Consider the following 25,128-nt stretch of genomic DNA (forward strand, 5'->3'; position numbering starts at 1 on the left):
TATTCTGGTGCGTCCAGTTATAGACTCATCTGCGAAAGGACTCACCTATGCATCGCCTTTCCTTGATATCACTTCTCCTCGTCAGCTCGCTTCCTGCGATCGCTCAATCGGTTACTGTTTCAGAGGTTAAGGCACGAGAGGAAGAGTTCAGGCAGTCAGAACTTCAATATGACACTGCAGCGGCGGCGCAAATCCTTGCCGATGATTTTGTTTTGATCTCAGCGAGCGACGGAAAGCCCCACGACAAGAAATGGTTTCTTCCGCTCATCGGCGATCGTGCAGATCCGATTGAAGCTCTCGAATACGGAGACATGGACGTTCGCGTCTACGGCACTTCGGCAGTTGTCATCTCCACGGTCCATGAAAAGTTTCTGCTACATGGAAAGTCCGTGGAATTCCGCGGCCCGCGTACCGCTGTCTGGGTCAAGATCAAATGACATTGGATGCTTGTCGCAATTCACGCTTCCCCATTTCCTCAGAAGCCGATTACGGCTTTTTAGTTTTGCACTCAATCGCTGTGGTTCAGAGCTTGGGCTGCGAGGAGGTAGCCTCCTTCAGCACCGGGCTTAGGGAGATCACCCATATGTTCGAGTTGCTATTGTCCCAGGTCTGAAGACGCTGGTAGTCTTCGGCGGCTTCCTCATGTGTACGAGGGAAATGGACCGCCAGCGTGCGATCGCTGGTGAAATAAACCGTTCGATGATCCGCACCGAAGCGGGGATCGTTGTCCTCACTCGAGCCATTCGCGTCATCGCCTGCATATCGGATCGGCACGACTGAACCCCATACGCCGACTCGGTTGTAAACGATAAACAGATGCTCATGCGATGTATCACCCGGCCTGGGGCGCTTGCTGGTAAATACCAGGAACGACTGGTCGGGAGCTATTTCAGGATCGACATCCTTCACGCTGCCGTCGCTGAAGGAAAGAGGCTCCGCATTTTGATAAGCTCCGTTCTGATACTTCGAGCGAAACAGGCTCAGCTCTTTTCCTTTCACAGCAGCAGTGAAATAGATACTTCCGTCCCCTGCGACACTAGGTCGAAAGATCCACTGGAAAGAGTTCACTGACTCGGGAAGTTCTACCGGCGCATTCCAACCCGATCCAACGCGGTTGACCCTCCAGATATGAGACGCCATGTTCGGGCTACCTTGTTTAGCCTGAACGGAAACCGTCGCGAGCGGGCGCACCGAAACAAAGACTAGAAACGAACCATCCGGAGAGAGTGCTGGTGACGAATCCGACCATTCGCCGGAGAACGAAGCAACCTTAGGCTCGGACCACCCATCTCTGAGCCGATGCGATTCGAGGATGATGGACCAGTGCGCACTACTTCGAGTGAAGAAGAGCGTGCCTCCATCGGGAGAGAACGTTGGCGATCCGTCGTTGGCAGGTCCGGAGATGATGCCCGGAGCGAATACTTCGGGTACGGGGAGCGCACTGTCTTTCGCTGGAGTCGGTTCAACGATAGCGTTGGCGCACGGTTGCAGGTAGCTGGCAAAGAAACAGAAAAGACCTGCGACATGCACGCGGGATCGTACTTTGGACATGGAAATCTCCTCAAACAAATTTAGGGGACCCGGCCAAACCGATTAACTAATTGACTAGTCGTCGTAGACGAACGATACACAGCGACGTTAGCAATTCGCCTGATGCGTGCGAATATACCCAGCCCCTCGGCACGGCCAGCCGTCGCATCGAACACAGCGGCCCTTTCGTACTAACCTTAGACTGGGTTGACCTCAAGCTTTGCCTCGTTATGGCCGCTCGTCGCCACGCCTGCGTTCGGTGAGAGCCCCAGGCTATCCACCACCGGTCCCAGCGCCAGAACTGCCATCACCATGATGGCAACATGAAAATCGCGCAGCTGCGGCGTCGCAGCAGAGTGTCCATGCGCATGCGCCACCAGACGCAACGTTATCGCGCCCACCGCTACCCCCAGCCCCATGCTGAGTTGCATGATGGCACTCAAAAATCCATTCGCGCGGCTCATCCTGTTCGCCGGAATCTCCGTGTACGCCAGCGTCGTCATGCAGGTGAACTCCATGGACCGGCACGCCCCATGGAAGAACAGAATCGCCACAATCAGCATGGGCGGCGTTGCCGGCGTCAGCGTCGCACATAACATCATCGAGCCCGCCGTGATCACGCCATTCACCAGCAGGATCCGTCGAAATCCGAACCGGCGAAGCGCCTGAATCACAAACGCCTTCATGCTCAGGTCGCCGGCAAACAACGCCAGCAGATAAAGCCCCGACCGAAATGCATTCAACCCGAATGCAATCTGGAACATCAGCGGGAGAAGGAACGGAAGCACTGACACCGCAACGCGAAACGCGCTCGCCCCATACACCGAAAGCGAATAAGTCTTCAGCCGTAGCGACTCGAAGTCGATCAGCGAGACCGCCGGCCTGCGCCTGCCAACCGCCACCGCCAGCGAACCGCTCAGCAGACTCAGCACCAGGATCGTCGCTGGTAACTGCCATCGCCCTCCTTCGCCGCCCAGCTTCTCCATCGCGTACACCACGCCCACCGAAGCAAATCCTCCCAGTACGAACGTCAGCCAGTCGAACGGATGCCGCTCATCCGTCCGTACATTCTCAATCCATAGCAACGCCAGCGTCAGGGCCAGCACGCCCAGCGGCAGATTCAGAAAGAAGATCCAATGCCAGCTTGCATACGTCGTGATAAAACCGCCCAGCGCAGGCCCAATCACTAGCGCCGTCAGCCCAGGCCAAGTGATATAGGCAATCGCCTGCGTCAGCTCCTCCTTGGGCGTATTGCGCAGCACAATCAGCCGTCCCACCGGCACCATCATTGCGCCGCCCATGCCTTGAACAATTCGCATCAGCGTGAACTGGGTCAGCGTCCGAGCCTCCCCGCAAAGCAGTGACGCCAACGTGAAGATTGCAATCGCCGACGCAAACACCGACCGCGAACCATACCGGTCCGCTAGCCACCCGCTGATAGGAATGAACACCGCCAGCGTCAGCAAATACGCCGTCATCCCAATGTTCAGATTCACCGCACCCACATGGAAGCTGCGTGCCATCTGCGGCAGCGCGGTGGCGATAATCGTGCCGTCGAGATTCTCCATGAAGAAGGCGCCCGCGATCAGAGTGGTGACATACAGCGGCGAACGGCTCTTACTCATCCCTCTATTTTACGAAAATTGAGTAACGCCTACGATCATCTTTGCGACATCATCTCTTCTTCTGCTCCGCTCTCATCCAACTCCGCTGCACCCCCCGCGCTCTGCTCTTCATCGCCACCGTCCCCTCGCGCAGATACCTCTCCACCATCTCCTCCGCCTCATCCCGCAACGAAGGCTCTTGCAACGCCAGCAGCCCCATCCCCTCCACGGCCGAGCACCGCACCACGTTGCTCTCATCCTCGGCCAGCAACGACATCGTCCGCGCCGCCCGCAACCGCTGCGCACAGGTATTCGCCACCCGCGGCACCACCAATCCCAGATGCCATCGCGTCCGCGACTCCTCCACCGGCAGAGTCTCCAGCAATCCGGCAAGCTCATCAGCGTAGTGCTCCAGCAAGCTGCCATCCGCTTCAGTAATTCGCCGCGCCACATCCGCCGCCCGCTTCCTTACCTCAACATCCTCCCCAAACAACTCCCGCACCAGTGCTCGAGCCGCAACCTTAACCCCACCACTCTCCTCCGCGATCGCGCGCGCCAACGGCAAACTCCACTTCGCCCCTCTCAGTCGCCGCCGCAGAGACTCCATGCGGCGAAGTATAGCCAACCCCGCCGCGCATAAACAAAAAGGCCCCGGAAACCGGAGCCCTTGCATATTCGATTTTTGAATTTTACTCGCCGGAAACGGTTCCAGAATGAGCACTATGAACCCGCCGGACTGGCTTGCGAGGTGTGGCGCCGAATGCCCATTCACGCACGGGCCCTACGTCTACGTGGACGAACTGCGAGACAGGATAGTACCCCACCCCCCCGGCACGGAGCGAAAGGGCCGTATTCCGCAGCTGCGCCGTCGAAACTCCGGGGACTCGAAGGTCGATCGCATGACCTTCCATATGCTGACTATGTTCGGCGACTCCGGTCTTCACCGACGCATGCCGCAGCGCCTCGTTGGTCTCGGGAGTCCTGTACCCACAGACCACTTGGATGACACCGCTTGCCCGACCCAGCCGCGACATCAGAGCGTGCAGTACATCAAACTCTTTCGGTTCGTAGTGGACCACGTCCTGCGTGTAGTGATCACGCAAAAAATAATCAAGTTTCTCTAGCGCCTCGGGTACATAGGTATCGCCGATCCGGTAGACCACATCCAGGCTCTCGCCGGTGTGTAGATTCGTCATCCGCAGCTGATAGGGCTTTCCATCATCGGGCAGCTCACCTGAGGTAGTTCCTGAGGAAAGCTCGTCCGGCATCACTCCGGGCACGACCTCCTCGCCCGTGATCGCCAACGGATGCGAATTCGTCCGCGTCGAGGTTCGTAAGGAGTTACGAAGTCCGGCGTGCACTCTCGTCTTAGCGGCCTTAGCCCAGGAGGTCCCGCTGATTACTACCATCAGTGTGGCGGCCGCGACCGCTGCGACGCCCTTCGCGCGCAATCTCTGCATCAGTAATTCCCCCGGGTCCAAGTGTTTCGAATGCGAGCATCCAAATGCGGTTCGCGATTCGTCATTCCTTCTTCTAGTTTATAGAATCCATCTGAGATCACCGATATCGTTTCTGTAACTTTAGTGTCATATTCGGAACAGTTGCCAAACCAGGAATTTCCGTTCGGTTACGTTCGAGTAAATGAATTCCTATCAACACTTACCTCTTACCTTTTCGATATGCGGTCGTAAACCACTTTGGCCGACGCCACGTCTTCGATCGCAATTCCGACTGATTTGAACACCACAGGTCGATCTCTTCTATCCAACTGCTTTCCCTGTAATAGTTCTCCGATCTCAGCACTCACCTCGGCCTTTGCCAGCAGGATATCCCCGGGCTCACGCAGTGCTGCCTCTCGGGATTCAACCACTACCGCTCCGCGCATGGCCTCGTCATCGAGTTCCCGGCGATTCGGTGTCACGGCTCCTACGGCACAAACCATCGCGTCCTTCTTCAGCCATCGTCCAAACAGAACCGGCTCCGGCGAACTTGTCAGTGTCAGCACTACGTCAGCTGCTGACACTGCCTCTTCCGCCGTCGTCACTTGCGCTCCAACCTCCTCAGCGAACCTACTTGCGCTGCGCTCCGTACGGCTCCAAACCCGAATCTCCTCGAACTTCCGAACCCGCGACAGCGCCTGCACATGGGAGCGGGCTTGAACTCCGCTGCCTAGAATCCCCAGCACCTTCGCATTGACCGGCGCCAGCAGGTCAACAGCCACGGCCGATACCGCCGCTGTCCTCATCTCGGTAATGAGTCGCCCGTCCATGATGGCCAGCGGTTCGCCAGTATCCGCACGAAACAGCTGAATCACTGCCTGATGCGTATGCATACCTCTATCGGCGTTCGCGGGATAAAACGTGACCATCTTCGCACCCATGATGTCCCCATACACGGCCGGCATTACTGCAAACCACCCTGTGTGCGCGGCCACGGACATTACGGTTCGCAGCGGCTGAGCCGCTCGCCCGGCAGAAAAATCCATCAGTGCCTGTCGGATCGCGGGAATCAGATCGTCATAAGAGAGCACTGATCTCACCTGGGCTTCGTCGAAAAATTGCAACCGGTCGCCTGTCATAGTTCTTTATTATCTGCCGAGCCAAGCCAACCCTGGGTATGGCACCCTAGTAGACATGCAGCTCGACCCCATTCAGCTCCGCGTCCTCGGCTCGCTCATCGAAAAAGAGATTACAACGCCCGAGAACTATCCCCTCTCGCTCAACGCGCTGGTCAGCGCGTGCAATCAGCGGTCCAGTCGCGACCCTGTCCTTGAACTCAGCGAAGAGGAGGTGCGGCAGGCGCTTCACACGCTCGAAGACCTCGCCCTCACCAACCCGGTCCGCGACGCCCGCGTTCCCAAATACGAGCATCGCATCCGCACGGTCCTCAACCTCCGGCGCGATGAAACCGCAGTCCTGTGCCTCCTGATGCTGCGCGGTCCCCAGACTCCGGGAGAACTCCGCAGCCGGGCCGACCGCCTCTATACTTTTGACGACCTTGCCGCCGTCCAGTCCACTCTGGAACGCCTCTCCGCTCGCCCGTCAACGAGTGAGGGGACACCCGAGGCCACCGGACCGCTCGTAACGATCCTCCCTCGCCAACCCGGCTCACGGGAGGCCCGCTACGCCCATCTGCTTGGAGCCCCACCCGACCTCGCCGCTTACCCCGTAGAGCGACCGGAGGCACCCACGAGCTCGAGCCAGCGCCTGGCTCAATTGGAGACTGAAGTTACGACTCTGTCGGCCGCCCTTGAAACCCTGAAGTCGCGGATAGATGAGATCGAAGCGCGCCTTCAATCGCGAGCAGAAGCATCTGTGTCAATCAACGATTCCTCTGTAAGATGAAGCTTCATCCGTACCTTTGCCGCTATGTCTGACTCGATCGTCGCCAAAGCGCCTGTCACTCTCAACCGCCGCGCTCAGTTCCGGCGTGAGAGCGATGCCGAGAACGACAACCTCGCACGCCTTGTCGCACTGCTGCCAGAGGCCGTCCTCTGCTTCGACCGTAACTGGGTCATCACGTATGCCAATGCGGAAGCGGTCCGGATCAGCCGCATCGAGCCGTCCGATATCCACACCAAAACCCACTGGCAGCTCTTTCCCGAGACGGTCGGCACAGCTCTCGAACGCGTCTACCGCTCTGTCATGCAGATGCGCGAACCGCGGCACATCGAGCACTTTTACGCGCCCTTCGACCTTTGGATCGATGTGCACATACTGCCGACCGAAGAGGGCGTGGCGCTCTATTATCGCGACGTCACCGACCGCAAGCGCGCCGAGTCCCTTCGCGACTCTGCCGTGCACCAGCTACAGCAGATCTTCGATGCCTCCCCGGACTCCATTGTCTGCATCAATCGCAACTGGATCTGCACTTTCGCCAATCGCGCCGCGCTCGACATTCTCAAAACCGATACTCTCATTGGCGAGAATCTTTGGGAGCGGTTCCCCTCCAATCAGAAGGAGCCCTTTCGATCTCACTATCGCACCACCATGGAGCGGCGCATCGCCACCGAGTTCGAGGCCTACTATCCCGAACCGCTGGACATCTGGTTTCGAGTTTCCGCTCGCACCTTCGAAGATGGGATCATCATCTTCTCGAGCGATATCACCGACCGCAAAGGCGCTGAGTTGCTTCGCGACTCCGCCGCCCGACAGCTCCGCCAGGTTCTCGAGACCACTACCGACGCGGTCGTAAGCCTCAACCATGACTGGAAGCTCACGTATCTCAATCGCCGGGCCAGGGAGCTGCTCAGCCCGATGGGCGAGCTACTCGGAAAGAATCTCTGGGAGAAGTTTCCTGCCGCCGCTCAACGCAACAGCGAGTTCCATTATCACTACCATCGAGCGATGGACGAAGGCATCCCGGGAGAATTCGAGGCCTTCTACCCAGAGCCGTTCAATCTCTGGCTCGCGATTCAATGCCGTCCGTACGACGATGGCATTGTCCTCTTCTTCCGCGACATCACCGCCCGCCGTCAATCCGATCAGGTTCTCAAACGACAGCAGGATCTTCTCGCTTCGGTGCAGCAGACCGCTCGCGCTGCTACGTGGGACGTAGACTACGCAACCGGCAAAGCCATCTACGGGGCCGGCTCTTATCCCGTCTTCGGCCATCCTTTGGTCGACATCCCCGACGCTCGTGCATTTAAAAAAATTCTCCTTCCCGAATATCTCCCAACAATCGCGGCTGCCGTTCAAGCCGCCGTCGAAACTGGGCAAATGATCGTTGTGGAGTGTCAGGTGCAGGCCGCAGATGGTCGAATTCTCTGGATTGAGAACCGTGGCCAGATCATCTCCGTCGACGGAAAGCCTGCCAGCCTTCGAGGTCTCACGATCGACATTACCAATCGGAAGAAGAATGAAGAAGCCCTTGTGACCAGCGAAGCGCGTTATCGCGTCCTCGCCGATCTCAACCCGCAGGCCATCTGGATGGGCGCCCCTGACGGTAGCATCACCTACGCCAACCAAGGATTTCTCGACTACATCGGGCTCACCATCGAGACTCTAAACGAAAGCAATTGGCTCAGTGCCTTCCACCCTGAAGACCGGCAGCGAATCCTCGAAGCCTGGACGCATTCCGTCGCTACGGGAACCGAATATGACCTTGAGGTTCGCCTTATTCGTGCCAAAGACGGCGTCTCTCGCTGGTGGTGGCTCCGTGCGCAGGCCGTCCGCGATGACTCAGGAAAGATCCTCCACTGGCTGGGCGTCGCGATCGACATCGACGATCGCAAGACCTTCGCTGAAACCCTCCAGAAGCGACAGGAAGAGACGGAACGCCAGCGCGCCGAACTCGAGTCGATCTATCAGACTGCTCCCGTCGGCCTCGCTCTCTTCGATGCCGCTACACTCCGCTATCTCCGCGTCAACGATCGTCAGGTCGAAATCATCGGACTTCCCAGGGAGAAGATTCTCGGCCAGGTGATTACGGACATCGTCAAACTTCCGGGTCTCAAGGAGCTCCTCCAGACGGCCGCTTCAGGCCGGCCGGTTCGCAGCAACCTCTTGCACGGCGACCTGCCTGGTCGTCCCGGCGAACAACGCACCTTCAACGTCAGCTACTCACCGGTCTTTGCTGCGAACGGCTCGGTCGAGGCTATCGCGGCAGTCGTCCTCGAGGTCACCCATCAGAAGAAAGCCGAGGCTGCCCTCATCCAGAGCGAAAAGCTTGCAGCTGTCGGCAGGCTCGCCAGCTCCATCTCCCACGAGATCAATAACCCGCTGGAGGCTATCACCAACCTTCTCTACCTTATTGCCCTGTCGGAGGATCTTCCCGAGTCGACCCGGCAGTACCTCCAGACTGCACAAAGTGAGCTCTCCCGCGTCTGCCAGATCGCCACTCAGACCCTGCGCTTCCATCGCCAGGCCGTCCGCGCCACCCGTGTCAGCGCAGCCGATCTCGTCGATGCCGTCCTAAATCTCTATCAGGGTCGGCTCGCCAACTCGCATATCCAGGTCGACGCGAGGTATGCCACAAGCACGACCATCCTTTGCTTCGAAAACGACATTCGCCAGGTGCTCAACAATCTCATCGCCAACGCGATCGATGCCATGCGTCCTGGCGGCGGTCGCCTCATTGTTCGCGCCCATGACGCGACTGATTACTCCCCCGACTACCCGCAGCCCCGTCAGGGTATTCGCATAACCATCGCCGACACCGGCCACGGCATGTCTCCCACTGTAAAAGCACGTCTCTTCGAGCCCTTTTACACCACCAAAGACCTCAACGGCACTGGACTTGGCCTGTGGATCTCGGCAGGCATCGTCACTCGCCACCAAGGCAAGCTCAGCTACCGCAGCAGCGAACACCCCATCCACCACGGCACCATCTTCTCCCTCTTTCTTCCGTGGGCCGAGGTCGATGCCCCTGTTCCTGCCTAGCGACCTGTCGTTCACACGCCAATGGAAAGCGTACTCGCATTTGGCAGTTGGCCGTAGCTTGTTCAAACCTGAAAAAAGCAATTGTTCAGAGGCCGAAGTATCATGACCTTCGTAGCTCTTTCGGCACACTCGCAGAAACCGCGCACCACGACCGGAGAACACCTCATGAAGCAGACCGCAATCCGCACACTTGTCTTCTCTTTGCTTCTCACAGCGCCGGCGTTTGCACAGAACCCTCCTCAGAGCACCAGCCGAACAGGCACTACGCTGCTGGTCGACGTCGACCACCGCCCCGCCATCTCGCTTGACGGCGAATGGCACACCATCGTCGACCAGTATTCGACCGGCATCTACACCCTGCATCAAGAACTGCGCAAAGATGGCTTTTTCATGAATGCCCCCTTTGACCCGAATGGCAATCCGCAGGACTACAACTTCGCTAACGCCCCCACACTTCACGTTCCTGGCGATTGGAACACGCAACGCCCTGAACTTCTCTATTACGAAGGCCCTATCTGGTACGAGAAGGACTTTCAGTACATTGCCGCTCCGAACACTCGCACCTTCCTACACGTCGGCGCCGCCAACTATCGCACCGTCGTCTGGGTGAACACAAAAAAAGTCTGTGAGCATGAGGGCGGCTTTACCCCATTTGACTGTGATGTCACGGCGGCTCTCCACGACGGCAACAACTTTGTCGTCCTCTCGGTCGATAGCACTCGCATTGCGGATGGAGTCCCCACGCTCCAGACCGACTGGTGGAACTATGGCGGACTTACTCGCGATGTTTCACTCGTCACGGTCCCCTCTCAGTTTATCGATGCCTACGATCTCCATCTGAGCAGGACCGACCACTCCATCATCGAAGGGTATGTCCACGTCGAAGGCGCGTCTGCGGGCACGCCGGTCACTGTGACGATTCCTGAACTTCAGGCCAAAGTCGAATCCACGGTCGATGCGAACTCGCGTGCGGCTATCAACATCCCTGCGAAGTCTCTCAGCCTCTGGTCGCCGGAAAATCCGAAGCTCTATGCGGTTGAAATCTCTTCGGGTCCTGACAGAATCGAAGATAGTATCGGCTTCCGCACCATCGAAACCCGCGGCACCGAGATTCTACTGAACGGCCAGCCTGTTTTTCTTCGCGGAGTCTCCATTCACGCCGAAGCCCCCTACCGCACCGGCCGCGCTTACTCCGAAAAAGACGTCGAGACTCTTCTCGGCTGGGCGAAGGAACTAGGCTGCAACTACGTCCGCCTCGCGCATTATCCTCACGACGAGCGTATGACGCGCGCCGCCGATCGCCTCGGCCTCATGGTCTGGGCAGAGATTCCAGACTACTGGGCCCTGCAGTTCGACAACCCCGCGGTTCTCGCGAAGTCGAAACAGCAACTCGCGGAGATGATTCGCCGCGACCGCGACAAGGCTTCTATTATTTTGTGGTCGGTTGCTAACGAGACGCCAAACACCGAGGCTCGTACGAAATACCTCACGGCGATGGTCGATCTCGCACATCAGCTTGATCCCACTCGTCTCGTCACCGCCGCGCTTCTCGTCCGCACGGAAAAGACCGCAACTGGCTCAAACAAGATCGTCGACGATCCGCTTGGGAAAGCGCTTGATGTCATCGGTGTCAACGAGTACATCGGGTGGTATGAGCAACATGCGGAGGGGGCCGATACCACCACGTGGGAGATTCGTTACGACAAGCCTTTGATCATGAGCGAGTGGGGAGGCGATGCAAAAGCCGGTAATCACGCGCCTTCTGGCGATACTCATCCCGCGCTTTGGACCGAGGAGTATCAGGCCGAGATCTACCATCACCAGATTGCGATGCTTAATAAGATCCCTCAGCTTCGCGGCACCAGCCCCTGGATCCTGATGGACTTCCGATCTGCCCGCCGCGTCAATCCCGGGCTGCAGGACAACTTCAACCGCAAAGGTCTTATCTCGGAGCAGGGCGTCAAGAAACAGGCATTTTTTGTCCTGCAGAAGGCCTACAAAGACAAAACACTCGGTAAAGCCGACTAAGGAAATTGCTCTTGCGGTAAAAAATTAGAAGCCCCGGTCAAGCCGGGGTTTCGCAGTTTTGCGGGCGTTTTTGAAGGGTGTTTTGAAAAATCTGCCCTCGCAGCGGTGGTTTTTCGCTGGTGTAAACGTGGTGAAATGCGTGGTGAACGTGGAAGAAAAACAGTCTCTCCCTACGCAGCCTAAAATACGCCACCAATTTCAAATATTTTTTTCGCCGCTTCCCGACCGAGCACTCGCCGTCGATCGGATTCGCTTCGCCGCTCCTTCTAGAATCGGCATTCCGGCGAGCCCGGCACAGCTTCGGAGGTTTCCTCCAACGCGTGCCGGGCCGTTTAGAAGAGAGAACCCGAGGCAGAGAGACAGAGTGCAAGAAAAAGGTGGAGACCGAAGTCCCCACCTTTGAGTTAAGACTGTTTGAGTTAGAAGTTGAACTTGAGCTGGAACTCTGTGGTACGAGGTCCGCCCTGGTCGAAGGTACCGGAGTTGCGAGTGGTACGAGCCTGGTTCAACGTTGCCTGATCGCTCGGGCCGTTGAAGTAGCCTCCCGGGACGCCGCCTGCTGCATTGCCAACATTGATCAGTTGTCCTGTTGCGTCGCTTACGATTCCGGGAATAAACCCGTAGTTGCTCATGTTGAATACGTTGTAAATGGCAACTCCTGGGACGAGGCTCATACCCTCATGGAAGCGGCCAAGGCGGATCGGGTAGTTCGCGCTGAGGTCGAAGGTGCGAAGCGCTGCGTTGTTCAGCGGATTGTTGGGAGCGGAAGCGATCGCCTGCTGAACGCCATTTGCCGCTCTCAACTGCCCTGGGGTGAAGAGACCAGCAGCCACGACAGCCTGTCCTGCGGGAGTGAAGCTACCTGCGCTCGTGGCGTTGTAGTTGTTGATCAGCCTGTTAAGACCTGCCCCTTTGACCCCGTGCTCGTAGGAGCCAGGAATGGTGCCCGGGACGAGATCTCCGATGGTTCCGTCGCCGTCCACATCGGTTTGGAAGATCTGTCCGGTGTTCCCGGCGGTAGTGTCGAGAACGAGGGAGGCTGCAGAAGCGGAATAGAAGTGACCAATCATCGCGAGGTTCAGCCCGTATTTGATACCGAGACTACCGCCGAAGCTCAGCTCGTTGGTGTGATCGAGCGGGGTGCGGCCGAGGTAGCGGTTCGGGTCATCGTTGTCGAAGGCCTGCGCACCAGCGAAGAACTGGTCTGCCGGGTTCGTTCCTGCGTTGCCGCTCACGACGCGCGAGAGCGAGTAGGAGACCTGAAGATTGCTGCTCATGATGCCAGGAGCAGGATGCGACTTCTGCTGCTGAAGAACAACCTGAAGTGCATCGTAGCCGGAGCGTCCGATGGGAAGGATGAACTTACCCTGTCCGACGTTGGGGTTGGTGCCAGCGAAAGCTGCTCCAGTGGCGGGGGTAAGACCGGCATAAGAGGCGGCCGCTGAACCGAGGAAGTTCGTTCCAGAGTCCAGACCGTTGCTTGCGAAGTCGGTTATCTGTGCTCCCTGTCCTGGGTGAACAGTATTGTTTGTTTGTGCGAGTGCGCAGTTGATAGCCGCCGCCGAAGCACCTCCGGAGCAACCGAAGGCTGCGGTCGTGTTGGCGATCGCGTTTTGCCCTGCTTGGACGTTGAGGGTACGCGCCGCGCCGACATGGTTTACGTCCTGCGAGATCGGAATCTTGAGCGTCGCGTTGTGGACGTAATCGGCGCTAAGCACCACGCCCTTGAGAATCTCGCGCTGAATTCCGCCGTTGAATTGAATCGAGTACGGGCTCTTATACGGTCCGGCGTAGATGCTGTTCGCATAGAGACCGGTGGTACCGATGTAAGAAGGATTGACGCCGGCGACGCCCTTTACCGCTGCCTGGTACTCGGCCTTGATGGCGTTGACCTCAGGTGCGGCTAGCCCAATTGGCTCGTTCAGGATGGTGGAGACAGGAGTGCCGTCAGGAGCCTTAGTGACTACGCCAAAGCCAGGAAGAGTGATGCTCGATGCTCCGGCAAAGGCCAGGCCGTTGTTGAAGGCTGGGAAGTTGGATTGGACGGACGCCGTGCGGGAGTTGCCAGTGTTGTTGAAGACGCTGCTCTCGTAGAAGATACCGATTCCTCCACGGAAGGACGTCTTGTGATCTCCGGGGCTGAAGTTGAATCCAGCCTGCGGTCCGAAGTTGGCGTAGGGCTGACGGGTTTGGACGCCAAGGCCCTGCTGGTACTGATCAAACAGGGGGGTATTTCCGGTGCAACCGGAAAATTGCTGAGCTGTCGCGACACTCGAGCAGAGGGGTGTGGGAAGATCCTGATTGGCGCGGTCTGTATCGACGCTCCAGCGGAGACCTCCGGTAAGGGTGAGAGACGGGGTCGCCTTCCAGGTGTCGGCCACGTAGGCGCCAAAACGCCAGCTGGGATCGAGACCGCCGGGTAGACCGAAGCCGGGCCGCTCGGAGAAGAGGCCGTTGCCGTTGCCGATGGCGTACAACTGAGCGATATAGTCCAGAGGGTTGGCCGGATTGCCTCCAGCGACGAGGTTGCCGGGGGTAGCTGAGATATCAGTGTAGAGAGATGCTCCGAAGAAGGCTGCGAATCCGCCACTAGCAAGGCGGTTCATGTCGAAGCCGAATTTGAACGTGTGCGCTCCCCTGGTATAGCTACCGTCATAGCGGAACTGCTTGTCGGTCTGGAAGGTTCCCTGCGGAGCAAGATAGTTCGGCCCCGCATTGAGGCTGCCGATGAGGGTGACCTGGCCCAAGGTCGCAGAGGAGGGGTTATAGATGGAGTTACCGAGCGCTGCGGTTCCGTCCTCGAGGAGGTTATGGAACTTCTCCCAGCCTCCGCGGAACGAGTGGGTGAAGCGGCCGGTGGTAAAGTCTGCGCCGCCGACGATTCCCGGGACGTTGTCCCTGTTCTCGTAGACCTGATAGGGGGCCAAGCCGAAGGTGGCGAAGTCGGAGTTCACGCTATAGACGCCGCGGGCGAAGATGTGAATACCCTTGGGGCCGTTGTAGTCGAGACGCGCTGTGCTGAAGTTATCCGTGAATGGTGCAGGGACGAAGGGAAACTGCTGGAGGATTGAAGAAAAGACTGGGGATGCACCCAACGCGGCGTCCAGTTCGTGCTGCAGGATGCGCTCGGCTCCGCCAAAGAAGAAGAGCTTGTCCTTAATGATAGGACCGCCGATGTATCCGCCGAACTGGTTGCGCTGGAAGGGAGCCGTAGTTCCGCTGATATCAGCAGCGCCTGCACGGGCATCCTGGAAGTTGTAGAAGGCGTTGCCGTGAAACTTGTTGGTTCCTGACTGGGTCGCAACGAGGACTTGACCGGTTGAGGTTACTTCGCCGGAGACGTCCTGGGTGGAGCGGTTGAGTTGGAACTCCTGGATAGCGCCCGACGGTACATTGTAGATGGTCGTTCCGACGGTCTCGTCGGTGATGTCCTGACCGTCAAGCAGAATGCGTGTTGTACGTCCGCCGACGCCGCTGACCGAGATGGCCGAATAGCCAGCTTTGGTGGGATCGAAGGTCTGACCGGACTGGAGAACGACGCCTGGCTGAAGCTGAGCGACGTCAAGAATGTTGCGACCGTTAACCGGAAGGGCGTCGATCTGCTCGCGGGTGACAACACCGGAGACGCCGATCTGTTCCGTGTTGACCTGGAGGGCACCGGCGTTGACTTCAACGGTTTCAGCGGAGGAACCAAGAGTCAGTTTGAAGTTACCTGGGGTGGCGGTACCGGTACGCACGACCGTGGTCACTGACAGCTTTTCAAAGCCGGCGCCTGCGATGGTTACGGTATAGGAACCAGGGTTGAGCGGACCGACGCTGTAGAAGCCAGCTTTATCGGTGGTGACGGTCTTTGTGACACCCGTGTCGACCGCGAGGATCGTAACCGTTGCGTCGGGCACGGTGGCGCCGGAGGGGTCAGTGATTGATCCCTGGATCGATCCGCCGTTCACCGAGGTAGCCTGGCCGTAGCTCAACGTCACGGCGGCGAATAGGATCATCAGTATTGAAAGAAGCCTTCTCATCTTTTCTGCTCTCCTGGGTCTTTAGGTCGGAACAATCCCACCGCGGGGGTCAATCGGTCGTTGCGACGCTGTTCCTGATGCATATGCATCTTTAGGGCCATTGCGAATAGAAATTTCTCCGACTCGAAAAGCCAGCTAAACCAAGGATTTTTTTGCGACATAACTAGTGAGTTAACCCTTGTGGCGATCCTGTTTTATGGAATAGAGAATTTCTTCTCCCGAAAACTGGATCAACAAAGGTCTTCGGTCCTGTAGGTTGCGGTTTGCTCGAGGTGTGGGTCCGGTAAAAAAATCAAATGCGGCTCTCGGCGACCGGGGATGGTTCCAAGGGAGTGACCGGGCGAGTCAGGGGAATAGGGGTCTCGCAGATGGGGGCCATGCCGACCCCGTAAAAAAGGTACATTGCCGCGACCGAGCGAGAGTCGCTGTGCGGGCGGGGCAAGGGACGTCGAAATACATATTTTCATAGAATGTTAACTTTTTGCTCGCCGCAACTGTTTGATTCGACTTGGCACCGACTCTGCTTCGGTTTGGCACTCAACTTGCATTAACAGGCTATATTCCTCTCCCTGCGCGATGTGATCGCGTCGCCTCTACCCAAACAAAGACCCCTTGAACGGAGCCTATACAGTTGAAATTTAATGAGTTTCCTCAGTCGCATCCTTTTGCGAAATGGATATCCATTTTCGCAATTGCTCTCTTCGCCCTCCTTACGGCACCCGCTGCAATCGCCCAATCTTCCGGCGAGGTTTCAGGCACTGTCACAGACTCGACAAGCGCAATCATCTCCGGCGCCACCGTCACGCTTAAAAACTTAGCCACGAACGCCGAGCGTCAGGTCAAGACTGACTCTGCCGGTATCTATGCTTTTACCAACGTGCAGCCGGCCGAATACACGGTTACAGCGACCAGTTCGGGCTTTGGAACGACAAAGACCGACGTCGTAGTGGCGATCGGAGGCCATGTCACCGCGGATGAAAAACTGCAGGTCAGCAATAATGCGGTCACGATCGACGTTGCGGCGACGCAAAACGTCCAGGTGAATACGCAAACCCCTGAAGTCTCGCAGGTGATCGACCAGGAGCAGATCTCGCAGCTGCCATCGCTTACCCGCAATCCGTATGACTTCGTCGCTCTCTCGGGCAACATCTCCTCCGGTGACAATACCGCGGCGGGCGGGGTTCAGAATGGAGCAAACCGCGGCGTTAACTTCTCGCTCAACGGTCAGCGCAACTCGGGCACGGAGATCCTTCTGGACGGCGTTGAGAACATCACCGTCTTCGGAGATTCGGTGGGAATCATCGTGCCGATCGACTCTGTTCAGGAGTATCGCGTCATTACGAACAACTTCGGCGCGGAGTATGGACGTGCGTCCGGTGGTGTCGTTGCCGTGGCGACCAAGAGCGGTACCAATGCCTATCATGGGAAAGTCTGGGAGTTCAATCGTCTTGGCGCAACGACCGCAAACACAGTAGCGAACGCCCAGGCTGGTTTGGCGAAGGGCAACTATACGCGTAACCAATTCGGGGGCGCGGTGGGTGGACCCATCCTCAAGGACAAGCTCTTCTTCTTTGCATCGACCGAGCTTACCCGGGTTCGTAGTTCGGCGAATCAGATTGCGGTTGTTCCGAGCGCGCAGCTTCTCGCTGCTGCTCCAGCGAACGTTCAGAGCTTCTTCTCCACCTACGGCGGCAATCAGAAGTTCAACGTGTTGAGCACCACGACAAACCTTCAGGCAGGCACGCCTGCAACAGCTACTTCTCCTGCAACTCCTCTTTATCCCACTCTCGATCCGAGCTTGCCGATCTTCAACAATATTGGATACTCGACGGCAAACGATGCTGGCGGTGGACTTCCCCAGAACACCTACAATGTCACCGGTCGTCTGGACTACAACCTGGGCGAGAAGACACAGGCGTTCTTCCGTTACGTGAACTACCACGAAGTGGATGCGCCCGGCTCTGCGGTTGGATCTTCCACTCCTTATGCGGCGTACAACGTAGGTCAGTCAAACATCGGGCAGGCTTATCTGCTTAGCGTTGCGCATGAGTTCAACCCTTCGCTCTCCAGTGTTACCAAGGCCAGCTTTGCGCGCCTCAACGTAAGCAACGCCTACGACACATCACTGCAACAGACACCCACCCTGATCGTTGCGCCGAACGCGCAGGATCCGTTCACGGGCAAGCCATTTCAGTTCCCTGGCTTTTACGACACCAATCCCGCTAACGGAGGCTTGCCTTTTGGCGGACCGCAGAACACGGTTCAAATCAATCAGGATATGAACCTGACCAAGGGACGTCACCAGATTCAAGGCGGCGCTCAAATTCTCTACATTCAGGAGAACAGCGCTTACGGTGCCTATGCTCAGGCCAACGAGCAACTTGGAAACAACACAACGACTGGACTCGCCAACTTTTTGACCGGAAGCCTGTTCCAGTTTCAAGCGGCAGTCAATCCTCAGGGAGCCACTCCCTGCTCTCGCGACGCTTACACCGGGGCGCTTTCGCAAACCCCGAGCTGCACGATCAACCTCCCGACGACTCAGCCCCAGTTTGCACGTTCTGATCGTTTCCACGACTGGGCAGCTTACGTTCAGGATCAGTGGAAGATGACCTCCAAGTTCACCTTCAACTACGGTCTGCGGTATGAGTACTACGGGGTTCAGCACAACAACAACAGAAACCTGGACGCGAACTTCTACTACGGCCCCGGCAGCAGCATTCCGGAGCAGGTCCGCAATGGCTCCGTTCTTACCACCCCCAACAGCCCCATCGGGGAACTCTGGAAGCCTCAGTACGGTACTGCATCTCCACGCATCGGCTTTGCCTATGACGTCTTCGGCGACGGCAAAACTGCGGTTCGCGGCGGTTACGGTATCTCTTATGAGCGCAACTTCGGCAACGTCACCTTCAACGTGATTCAGAACCCACCCAACTACGCCGTCGTTGTGATCAAGCAGGGGAACGGGCTGAACCCTGTGGTCACCAACTCCAACGCTGGTCCTCTCGCAGGTTCTGGAGCCTCCGTTGCTCTGCCCCCAACCAGTCTGCGGCATGTGGACCAGAACATCCGCACTGCGCAGACTCAGTTTTACTCGCTCTCTGTCGATCAGCAGGTTGGTCACGGAAGCCTGGTCGAACTGACCTACAACGGTGCCCGTGGACTTCACCTCTACGACATCAAGAACTACAACATCGCAGGCAGCGGGAACTTCTATCTCGGCGATCCGATTACGGATCCTGTCAGCGGCAACTCCGCGCTCACCTACGCCAATTCGCATTTCTCGAACGATAACAACCGCGGATCGAATGGCGACTCCTACTATCAAGCAGTCAACCTTCAATTCACGACCCAGAACATCCATCGCACCGGATTGTCTCTGGTTGCGAATTACACGATTGCACACGCCACGGACGATTTGAGCACAACGTTCTCTGAAACCTCCGCAGGCAACTTCTCACTTGGTTACACCAACCCCTACAATCCGGCGCTCGATCACGGCAACAGCGACTTCGACATTCGTCATCGCCTTGTCATCGCACCGATCTGGCACACGCCTTACTTCGCGAAGAAGACCACTCTTCTCGGCGAAGTCCTCGGAGGATACGAGCTGACCGGTATCTTTACCGCACGCACTGGAACTCCGTTTACCCTTTACGACTCCACCAACGACAGCTCGGGCTACAGCATTCCTCGCTATACCCCGTCCACGCCTGTCACCCAACACACCTTCAAGTCGATTCCGAAGGGCGTAACCGGTGGTGGAGCAGACAACTATGAGATCGGCTCACTTCCAACGGCCGTTCCAATCTCTAACGCAGCCCTTCTCGGTATCTCAGACTTTGGCCCCTACCCCGCAGCGATGACGGCCCGTAACGCTTTCCGTGGTCCCGGCGCCTATAACTTCAACGTTTCGATCGCGAAGCAGTTCCCCATCCACGAGGGCGTCAATCTTGAGCTCAGGGCTGAGGGCTACGATGTGACGAACCACCACAACCTGTACATTCAGGGAGCGACCCTCGACGTCGCTCAATCCGGCACAGACGCGGACGCACCGTACGGGAACAACCCCTTTGCATCAGACCCTCAAACAGCCGGCAGCCCCTATGCCGCAGGAACCGCGTATCCGGTCAAAGCCTCCAAGGGCGGTGTGACGGGTGGCGCGAACGATGAGCGTCGCTTCCTGCAGTTCGCTGGGAAGATCAACTTCTAACCAAACTGCAGTACCTTTATTGAGGGACGGGCCAAAAGCCTGTCCCTTTCTTTTTTAATTCTGCGCGACCTGTTCCTCGCTAGATTCCCTGTAAGTGCCGCGTTTTCTGCACATACTCTTTCCGTCCAGAAATGCCCTTCGTGCGCGGCTTTACCCCGCCGAATCAAGCATTTATCATGGAAGTACACCATGGCTGACGATCTGTTTCCGCAGGACCCGAAGAACCCCAACGCACCCTCCCCGCAGGACGCTAATTCAAACAACCCGCCCCCGGCAGGATCTCCTCCAGATGGCTCGACCGTTCAGGGCCGCGGCGCCGCGTTCATGCTTTCTATCAATATTGAGGAGGAGATGCGCCGGTCGTATCTCGACTACTCGATGTCGGTCATCATCGGCCGTGCGCTGCCCGATGTCCGCGATGGTCTCAAGCCCGTTCATCGCCGCATCCTTTACGGCATGCAGGAGATGGGCCTCCAATTCAATAAGAAGTACACCAAGTCCGCCAAGGTTGTGGGCCATGTTATGGGTAACTATCACCCCCATGGCGACTCGGCGATCTACGACACCATGGTGCGGCTTGCGCAGCCATTTTCTCTTCGCTATCTGTTAGTAGATGGCCAGGGAAACTTCGGCTCAGTCGATGGCGACTCCGCTGCGGCGATGCGTTATACCGAATCTCGCCTGACCCGGCTCGCCGGTGAGATGCTTGCCGATATCGACTACGACACGGTCGACTTCTCGCCCAACTATGACGAGTCCTCGCTTGAACCTACGGTTTTGCCAGCGCGGATTCCGAACCTTATCGTCAATGGCAGCTCGGGCATCGCTGTCGGCATGGCGACCAATATTCCGCCGCACAATCTCACCGAGATCGTGAATGCGTGTATCTCGCTGCTGCAGAAGTCTCCGCAGGATCACCGGTCTGATCTTGATCTGGTGCTCGAGCATGTTCTCGGTCCAGACTTTCCTACCGGCGGCTATCTCTTCGGCAAGACGAACATTCCTAACGCTTACCGCACCGGCCGTGGCCGTTTCATGATGCGCGCCAAGTGCAGCATTGAGAATATCTCCGGCGGTCGTCAGGCGATCATCGTTACTGAGATTCCTTATCAGGTTAATAAGTCGAAGCTCATCGAGCGTATCGCCGAGTTGGTCAATGAGGGCGTCATCACCGATATCGCTCGCGACGAGTTCCGTGATGAATCCGACCGCGATGGCATGCGTATCGTCATCGGCTTGAAGCGCGGTGCAGAGAGCCAGATTGTTCTGAATCAGCTGCACAAGCATACGCAGATGCAGGAGTCGTTCTCGATGATCTTCCTGGCTGTCCATAACGGTCAGCCAAAAGAACTGCCGCTCGATCAGGCGATTCGCGCCTTTCTTGATCACCGTACCGAGGTTGTTCGTCGACGGACTGCATTTCTTCTTGCAAAGGCCCGCGACCGCGAACACATTTTGCTCGGTTACCAGATTGCGCTCGACCATCTCGATAACGTCATCAAGATTATTCGTCAGTCTTCGAGCCGCGCCGATGCCCGAGAGAATCTGTTCTCTTACTTCTCGAACAAACGTATCAACCTTCGCGGAACTGAGCTTCGCGGTGTTACGCTCGATCCGGCTAAATACGGCGTCGACATGGCGTTTAGCGCCACCGGAACACTGATTCTCAGCTACAAGCAGATCGACGCTATCCTCGAACTTCAGCTCTACCGCCTGACTCAGCTTTCCATCGACGAGCTTCTCAAGGAACTCGCTGAAGTCCGCGACAACATTACTGAGTTTGAGTCGATCCTTGCATCGCCTGCGAAGTTGCGTAAGGTAATTGTCAAAGAGCTCACCGAGATTCGCGACAAGTATGGCGATGCTCGCCGCACGCAGATCATCGATGAGACCGCTGAGCTACAGCTTGAGGACCTCATCACAGACGAGCAGGTGGCGGTGACGGTGTCGAACACTGGCTACCTGAAGCGCACGCCGATCTCCATTTATAGGCAGCAGCGTCGCGGTGGCACTGGGCGTCTCGGGATGAAGACGCGCGAAGAGGACTTCGTCGCGCAGCTCATCATCGACTCTACGCATGCGTATCTGCTGTGCTTCACCAATACTGGGCGCGTTTACTGGCTCAAGGTGTATGAGGTTCCGGACGTGGGCGCTGCGGGTAAGGGTAAGGCGATGGCTTCGCTTGTTGCTCTGCAGCCCGGGGAGAAGGTCGTTACGATTCTTCCAGTCAAGGATCTGGAGGAAGACAACAAGTACATCTTGTTTGCGACGCGCAATGGAACGGTGAAGAAGACGGCTTTGAAGGACTTTTCGAATGTGATGGCGCGTGGGATTATCGCTATCAACATTGACAAGGACGATGAGTTGATCATTGCGCGGGTTACGGATGGCGAACAGGTGATCTTCCTGGCTACGCATGATGGTATGGCTATCCGGTTCAATGAGCAGGACTTACGTCCGATGGGTCGGCCGGCTACCGGGAATCGTGGCATTACGTTGAAGAAGGGCGACTATGTGATTGGGGCGGCGGTTACGCCTTCGAACGAGGCGCGGAATAAGGCTCGGCTGGAACGTGCTGCTCAGAAGGGGCTTACGGATCAGGTGGAGGCGGCGATCGATGAGGCAACGGTGTCGACTGATGCGCAGCCGCTGGAACTTGCTGAGCCTGGGGAACTTGCGGCGCCGGTTGCTTCAGCGGAAGTTGCGGCGAAGCTTGAAAAGCTTGATAAACAGCTGGGTTTGACGCCTTGCCTGGTTTTGACGGTTAGTGAGAATGGGTTTGGCAAGAGGACGGATGTTGACCAGTACCGGCTGCAATCTCGTGGTGGTAAAGGGGTTATCAACATGAAGACTACTCCTAAGATTGGCAAGGTTACGAGCATTCAGTTGGTGGATGACACGACCGAGATGATGGTGATCAGCCAGTTTGGGAAGATCATTCGCATTGATACTAAGAGTGTTAGGTCGGCTGGGCGTAGTACGCAGGGGGTCAAGCTGCTGGATCTTGAGGATCAGGATAAGGTGGCGGCTGCTGTGGTGATTCCTCCGGAGGAGGCTAAGACTCAGCCGGAAGAGGGAACTTTGCTGCAGTAGTTTTGTGATTTTTATTTTGTGGGTGGACGTGCCCGTTTTTGCTGGGGTTTTGGCAAAAACGGGCATTTTCTTGTGGTGATTCGGTGGTGTAAACGTGGTGGATTGCGTGGTGAACGTGGTCTTTTAGCAGTCAGTTTTTGGGGCTCGAAAAATGCGCCAGGTTTTGGGGATTTATTTTTGGTTGTTCCCTTTTTGGGAATGAGGTCGGGGTGGGGCTGCTATTCTTTTCTCGCTTCGCTGTCGCGCGCCCTGTGGTGATGGGGTTTGCCGCGTTAGGAGAACTCCGATGAGCGACAACGAGAAGGCAAAGGTCAGTCTCACGCAGAGAGTTAAGCATGAGTTGATTGAGTTCTGGGTGATCGCCTCGTATCTGGCGTTCTTCTTCTGTGCGCTGGTGGCGTACACGATGCTGCTGCTGAAGAAGTATGACGTCACCAACGACGCTCTGAGCTTCGGCTTCGCGATCGTCAATGCGCTGGTGATCGGCAAGGTGATTCTTATTGGGGAGATGATGCACCTGGGCAGGGGCTATGAGAAGAGGCCGCTGTGGCAGTCTGTACTGTTGAAGTCGGTTGTCTTCTCGGTGCTGGTGCTGGTGTTTCACATCGTGGAAGAGGTGGTGAAGCGGATCATTCATGGGCAGCCGCGTGGGACGGTCTGGCACCATCTGCAGTGGGAGGATATGGTGGCACGAGCGCTCATTGTGTTTTGCGCGTTCATTCCTCTGTTTGCGTTCAGGGAGCTTCGCAGGGTGATAGGCGAGGAGAAGCTCTACGCCATCGTGCGTAGCCGGACGGCGCAGGAAGATTCGACAGCTTCTGCCGGCGATTGATTGTTGTGGCCCCAAGCGCATCGTCCTTCCACAATTGTCGAAGCCGCATCAGCACAGATGCTTAAAAGTTGCTGAACGTGGCCCACTGTTCATGTCTTATTAGTGTGTTTTGCATAGCAATGACGGGGGCCTTTGCGCCACCAACAATCCACAGACAACGGTGTCGCCAGCACAACGCGGCCTGGTGTGAACGGCATCAAGGAGTGCAAAGGGGGTGAAGTATGGACCCGAGAGCACTGGACCCGAAGGTATTGGTTGCGATTGTTGCTGTAGTTGTATTGCTGGTGATTGCGGCGGTGGTTTTGTATAACCGGCGCAATAGTTCAGCGCGGCTCAAAGAGAAGTTTGGACCGGAGTATGACCGGGTTGTACGTCAGCAGGGTGATCCAAGGCTTGCTGAAAGCGTTCTTGTGGAGCGGGAGAGGCGTGTGTCGGCGCTGAAGCTCCGTGAGCTGCCGACTGCCGATCGCGATCGGTATCTGCATCAGTGGACTTTTGTCCAGAAGCAGTTTGTGGACGATCCCAGAGGCGCGGTGAACGAGGCAGATCGGCTGGTGACAGACGTGATGAACTCGAGGGGTTATCCCATGAGTGAGTTCGATCGGCGCGCCGAAGATATCTCGGTTCACTATCCCACAACTGTCGGCAACTACCGGACTGCGCACGACATTGTTTTGCGCCATGCGAAGGGCCAGTCTACGACTGAGGACCTGCGACGAGCCATGGTGCACTTTCGTTCCCTGTTTGACGAGTTACTGGGCGTGACGGCCGCGACCCATAAGGAGGTAGCATGATTGGCGAAATTCGTGATGATGCAAGATTGACGGCAGATGAAGTTGCAAACCGGGTTCCGGGTTCTGAAAGAAGGATCTATCCGGCGGAGACCGCAACGGAGGTCATCGACGATCGCCGCGATGATCTTGTACGCGATGGGCGAGCTATCGATGGGAACGATGTTGCGTTTGTTCGGGAGCCGCGAGTTTTTGGAAGGACAGACGACGGATATGCGGACGGCAGAGCGAGCGTAGACCAGACGGCGGTAGGGGTAGATTCGACGCTTGGATCTGACCAGCCGGGTCAACTGTTCCCGACCATTGAGTTGAACGATCTTCGCGCAAAGTGGGATAAGGCTCAGATTGGTTTTGTGGACGAGCCGAGGACCGCTGTGAAACAGGCGGACGAGCTTGTCGCGACTTTGGTGACGCGGATCTCGGAACAATTCAGCGCGACTCGCACGGAGCTTGAGCATCAATGGGATCGGGGGGATAACGTATCCACCGAAGAACTGAGACAGGCACTGCGACGATATCGCTCGTTTTTCGATCGGCTGCTGGCATTCTAAATATTGCTGTATTTGGCGCTTTGCATTCGAGTTGCTTCTTGGCCCATCTCAGCGGTGGAATTTTCGCTGAGATGGGCTTTGGTT

Annotated in this window: 15 protein-coding genes; 9 read left to right on the forward strand and 6 right to left on the reverse strand. The window is 57.1% G+C overall.

Annotation, left to right across the window (positions count from 1 at the left end; all coding sequences use genetic code 11):
• The first annotated feature begins 47 nt into the window (after nucleotides 1-47).
• Nucleotides 48-437, forward strand: coding sequence for a nuclear transport factor 2 family protein (locus RBB77_RS01010; RefSeq protein ID WP_353064322.1), 390 nt, complete (start codon nucleotides 48-50; stop codon nucleotides 435-437).
• Nucleotides 438-522: 85 nt separating this feature from the next.
• Here the strand turns inward: RBB77_RS01010 and RBB77_RS01015 are convergent, their stop codons facing one another.
• From RBB77_RS01015 to RBB77_RS01035, 5 genes are all read right to left on the reverse strand, one after another.
• Nucleotides 523-1,551 carry a TolB family protein gene (locus RBB77_RS01015; RefSeq protein ID WP_353064323.1) on the reverse strand — a complete coding sequence of 343 codons (1,029 nt, stop codon included), beginning with the start codon at nucleotides 1,549-1,551 and terminating at the stop codon, nucleotides 523-525.
• 176 nt (nucleotides 1,552-1,727) lie between these two features.
• Nucleotides 1,728-3,155: an MFS transporter gene (locus tag RBB77_RS01020; protein ID WP_353064324.1), complete on the reverse strand. Its 1,428-nt coding sequence runs from the start codon at nucleotides 3,153-3,155 to the stop codon at nucleotides 1,728-1,730.
• 49 nt (nucleotides 3,156-3,204) lie between these two features.
• Nucleotides 3,205-3,693 (reverse strand): hypothetical protein, encoded by a 489-nt coding sequence (locus tag RBB77_RS01025; protein WP_353064325.1) that lies wholly within the window; start codon nucleotides 3,691-3,693, stop codon nucleotides 3,205-3,207.
• A 130-nt stretch (nucleotides 3,694-3,823) separates the two neighbouring features.
• Nucleotides 3,824-4,594, reverse strand: a complete 771-nt coding sequence (locus RBB77_RS01030; RefSeq protein ID WP_353064326.1) for a YcbK family protein — start codon at nucleotides 4,592-4,594, stop codon at nucleotides 3,824-3,826.
• A gap of 206 nt (nucleotides 4,595-4,800) precedes the next feature.
• Nucleotides 4,801-5,697 (reverse strand): ornithine cyclodeaminase family protein, encoded by an 897-nt coding sequence (locus RBB77_RS01035; RefSeq protein ID WP_353064327.1) that lies wholly within the window; start codon nucleotides 5,695-5,697, stop codon nucleotides 4,801-4,803.
• A 70-nt stretch (nucleotides 5,698-5,767) separates the two neighbouring features.
• On the opposite strand from RBB77_RS01035, the gene RBB77_RS01040 reads away from it, so the two are divergent.
• The 3 genes from RBB77_RS01040 to RBB77_RS01050 all read left to right on the forward strand — a co-directional run bounded on the left by RBB77_RS01040 (nucleotide 5,768) and on the right by RBB77_RS01050 (nucleotide 11,542).
• Complete coding sequence (locus RBB77_RS01040; protein ID WP_353064328.1) at nucleotides 5,768-6,478, forward strand: YceH family protein; 711 nt, start codon at nucleotides 5,768-5,770, stop codon at nucleotides 6,476-6,478.
• Between the two features lie 24 nt (nucleotides 6,479-6,502).
• A complete protein-coding gene (locus tag RBB77_RS01045; protein WP_353064329.1) occupies nucleotides 6,503-9,514 on the forward strand; it encodes a PAS domain-containing protein in 3,012 nt (1,003 codons plus the stop codon).
• A gap of 165 nt (nucleotides 9,515-9,679) precedes the next feature.
• Nucleotides 9,680-11,542 carry a glycoside hydrolase family 2 protein gene (locus tag RBB77_RS01050; protein WP_353064330.1) on the forward strand — a complete coding sequence of 621 codons (1,863 nt, stop codon included), beginning with the start codon at nucleotides 9,680-9,682 and terminating at the stop codon, nucleotides 11,540-11,542.
• A gap of 419 nt (nucleotides 11,543-11,961) precedes the next feature.
• On the opposite strand, the gene RBB77_RS01055 is transcribed toward RBB77_RS01050, so the two are convergent.
• Nucleotides 11,962-15,564 (reverse strand): TonB-dependent receptor, encoded by a 3,603-nt coding sequence (locus RBB77_RS01055; RefSeq protein ID WP_353064331.1) that lies wholly within the window; start codon nucleotides 15,562-15,564, stop codon nucleotides 11,962-11,964.
• Between the two features lie 631 nt (nucleotides 15,565-16,195).
• Between RBB77_RS01055 and RBB77_RS01060 the strand changes: the two genes are divergently transcribed.
• From RBB77_RS01060 to RBB77_RS01080, 5 genes are all read left to right on the forward strand, one after another.
• The gene (locus tag RBB77_RS01060; protein WP_353064332.1) at nucleotides 16,196-19,777 is read left to right on the forward strand and encodes a TonB-dependent receptor; all 3,582 of its coding nucleotides are present in this window, start codon (nucleotides 16,196-16,198) and stop codon (nucleotides 19,775-19,777) included.
• A 189-nt stretch (nucleotides 19,778-19,966) separates the two neighbouring features.
• Nucleotides 19,967-22,870 carry a DNA gyrase subunit A gene (gene gyrA / locus RBB77_RS01065; RefSeq protein ID WP_353064333.1) on the forward strand — a complete coding sequence of 968 codons (2,904 nt, stop codon included), beginning with the start codon at nucleotides 19,967-19,969 and terminating at the stop codon, nucleotides 22,868-22,870.
• Nucleotides 22,871-23,156: 286 nt separating this feature from the next.
• Nucleotides 23,157-23,702 (forward strand): hypothetical protein, encoded by a 546-nt coding sequence (locus RBB77_RS01070; protein ID WP_353064334.1) that lies wholly within the window; start codon nucleotides 23,157-23,159, stop codon nucleotides 23,700-23,702.
• A gap of 221 nt (nucleotides 23,703-23,923) precedes the next feature.
• Entirely contained in the window at nucleotides 23,924-24,496 is a 573-nt protein-coding gene (locus tag RBB77_RS01075) for a hypothetical protein (RefSeq protein WP_353064336.1), read from the forward strand.
• Nucleotides 24,493-25,044 (forward strand): hypothetical protein, encoded by a 552-nt coding sequence (locus RBB77_RS01080; protein WP_353064337.1) that lies wholly within the window; start codon nucleotides 24,493-24,495, stop codon nucleotides 25,042-25,044. Before RBB77_RS01075 ends, RBB77_RS01080 begins: the two co-directional genes overlap by 4 nt.
• Nucleotides 25,045-25,128 lie beyond the last annotated feature (84 nt).

Origin of the sequence: Tunturibacter psychrotolerans (assembly GCF_040359615.1) — a bacterium.
GTDB lineage: Bacteria > Acidobacteriota > Terriglobia > Terriglobales > Acidobacteriaceae > Edaphobacter > Edaphobacter psychrotolerans.

Excerpts from the sequence above, each read along its gene's own strand:
- RBB77_RS01070 (WP_353064334.1), top strand. The coding sequence starts at position 23,157 with ATGAGCGACAACGAGAAGGCAAAGGTCAGTCTCACGCAGAGAGTTAAG.
- gyrA (WP_353064333.1), top strand. The coding sequence starts at position 19,967 with ATGGCTGACGATCTGTTTCCGCAGGACCCGAAGAACCCCAACGCACCC.
- RBB77_RS01080 (WP_353064337.1), top strand. The coding sequence starts at position 24,493 with ATGATTGGCGAAATTCGTGATGATGCAAGATTGACGGCAGATGAAGTT.
- RBB77_RS01020 (WP_353064324.1), bottom strand. The coding sequence starts at position 3,155 with ATGAGTAAGAGCCGTTCGCCGCTGTATGTCACCACTCTGATCGCGGGC.
- RBB77_RS01010 (WP_353064322.1), top strand. The coding sequence starts at position 48 with ATGCATCGCCTTTCCTTGATATCACTTCTCCTCGTCAGCTCGCTTCCT.
- RBB77_RS01030 (WP_353064326.1), bottom strand. The coding sequence starts at position 4,594 with ATGCAGAGATTGCGCGCGAAGGGCGTCGCAGCGGTCGCGGCCGCCACA.
- RBB77_RS01075 (WP_353064336.1), top strand. The coding sequence starts at position 23,924 with ATGGACCCGAGAGCACTGGACCCGAAGGTATTGGTTGCGATTGTTGCT.
- RBB77_RS01050 (WP_353064330.1), top strand. The coding sequence starts at position 9,680 with ATGAAGCAGACCGCAATCCGCACACTTGTCTTCTCTTTGCTTCTCACA.
- RBB77_RS01045 (WP_353064329.1), top strand. The coding sequence starts at position 6,503 with ATGTCTGACTCGATCGTCGCCAAAGCGCCTGTCACTCTCAACCGCCGC.
- RBB77_RS01040 (WP_353064328.1), top strand. The coding sequence starts at position 5,768 with ATGCAGCTCGACCCCATTCAGCTCCGCGTCCTCGGCTCGCTCATCGAA.
- RBB77_RS01015 (WP_353064323.1), bottom strand. The coding sequence starts at position 1,551 with ATGTCCAAAGTACGATCCCGCGTGCATGTCGCAGGTCTTTTCTGTTTC.
- RBB77_RS01055 (WP_353064331.1), bottom strand. The coding sequence starts at position 15,564 with ATGAGAAGGCTTCTTTCAATACTGATGATCCTATTCGCCGCCGTGACG.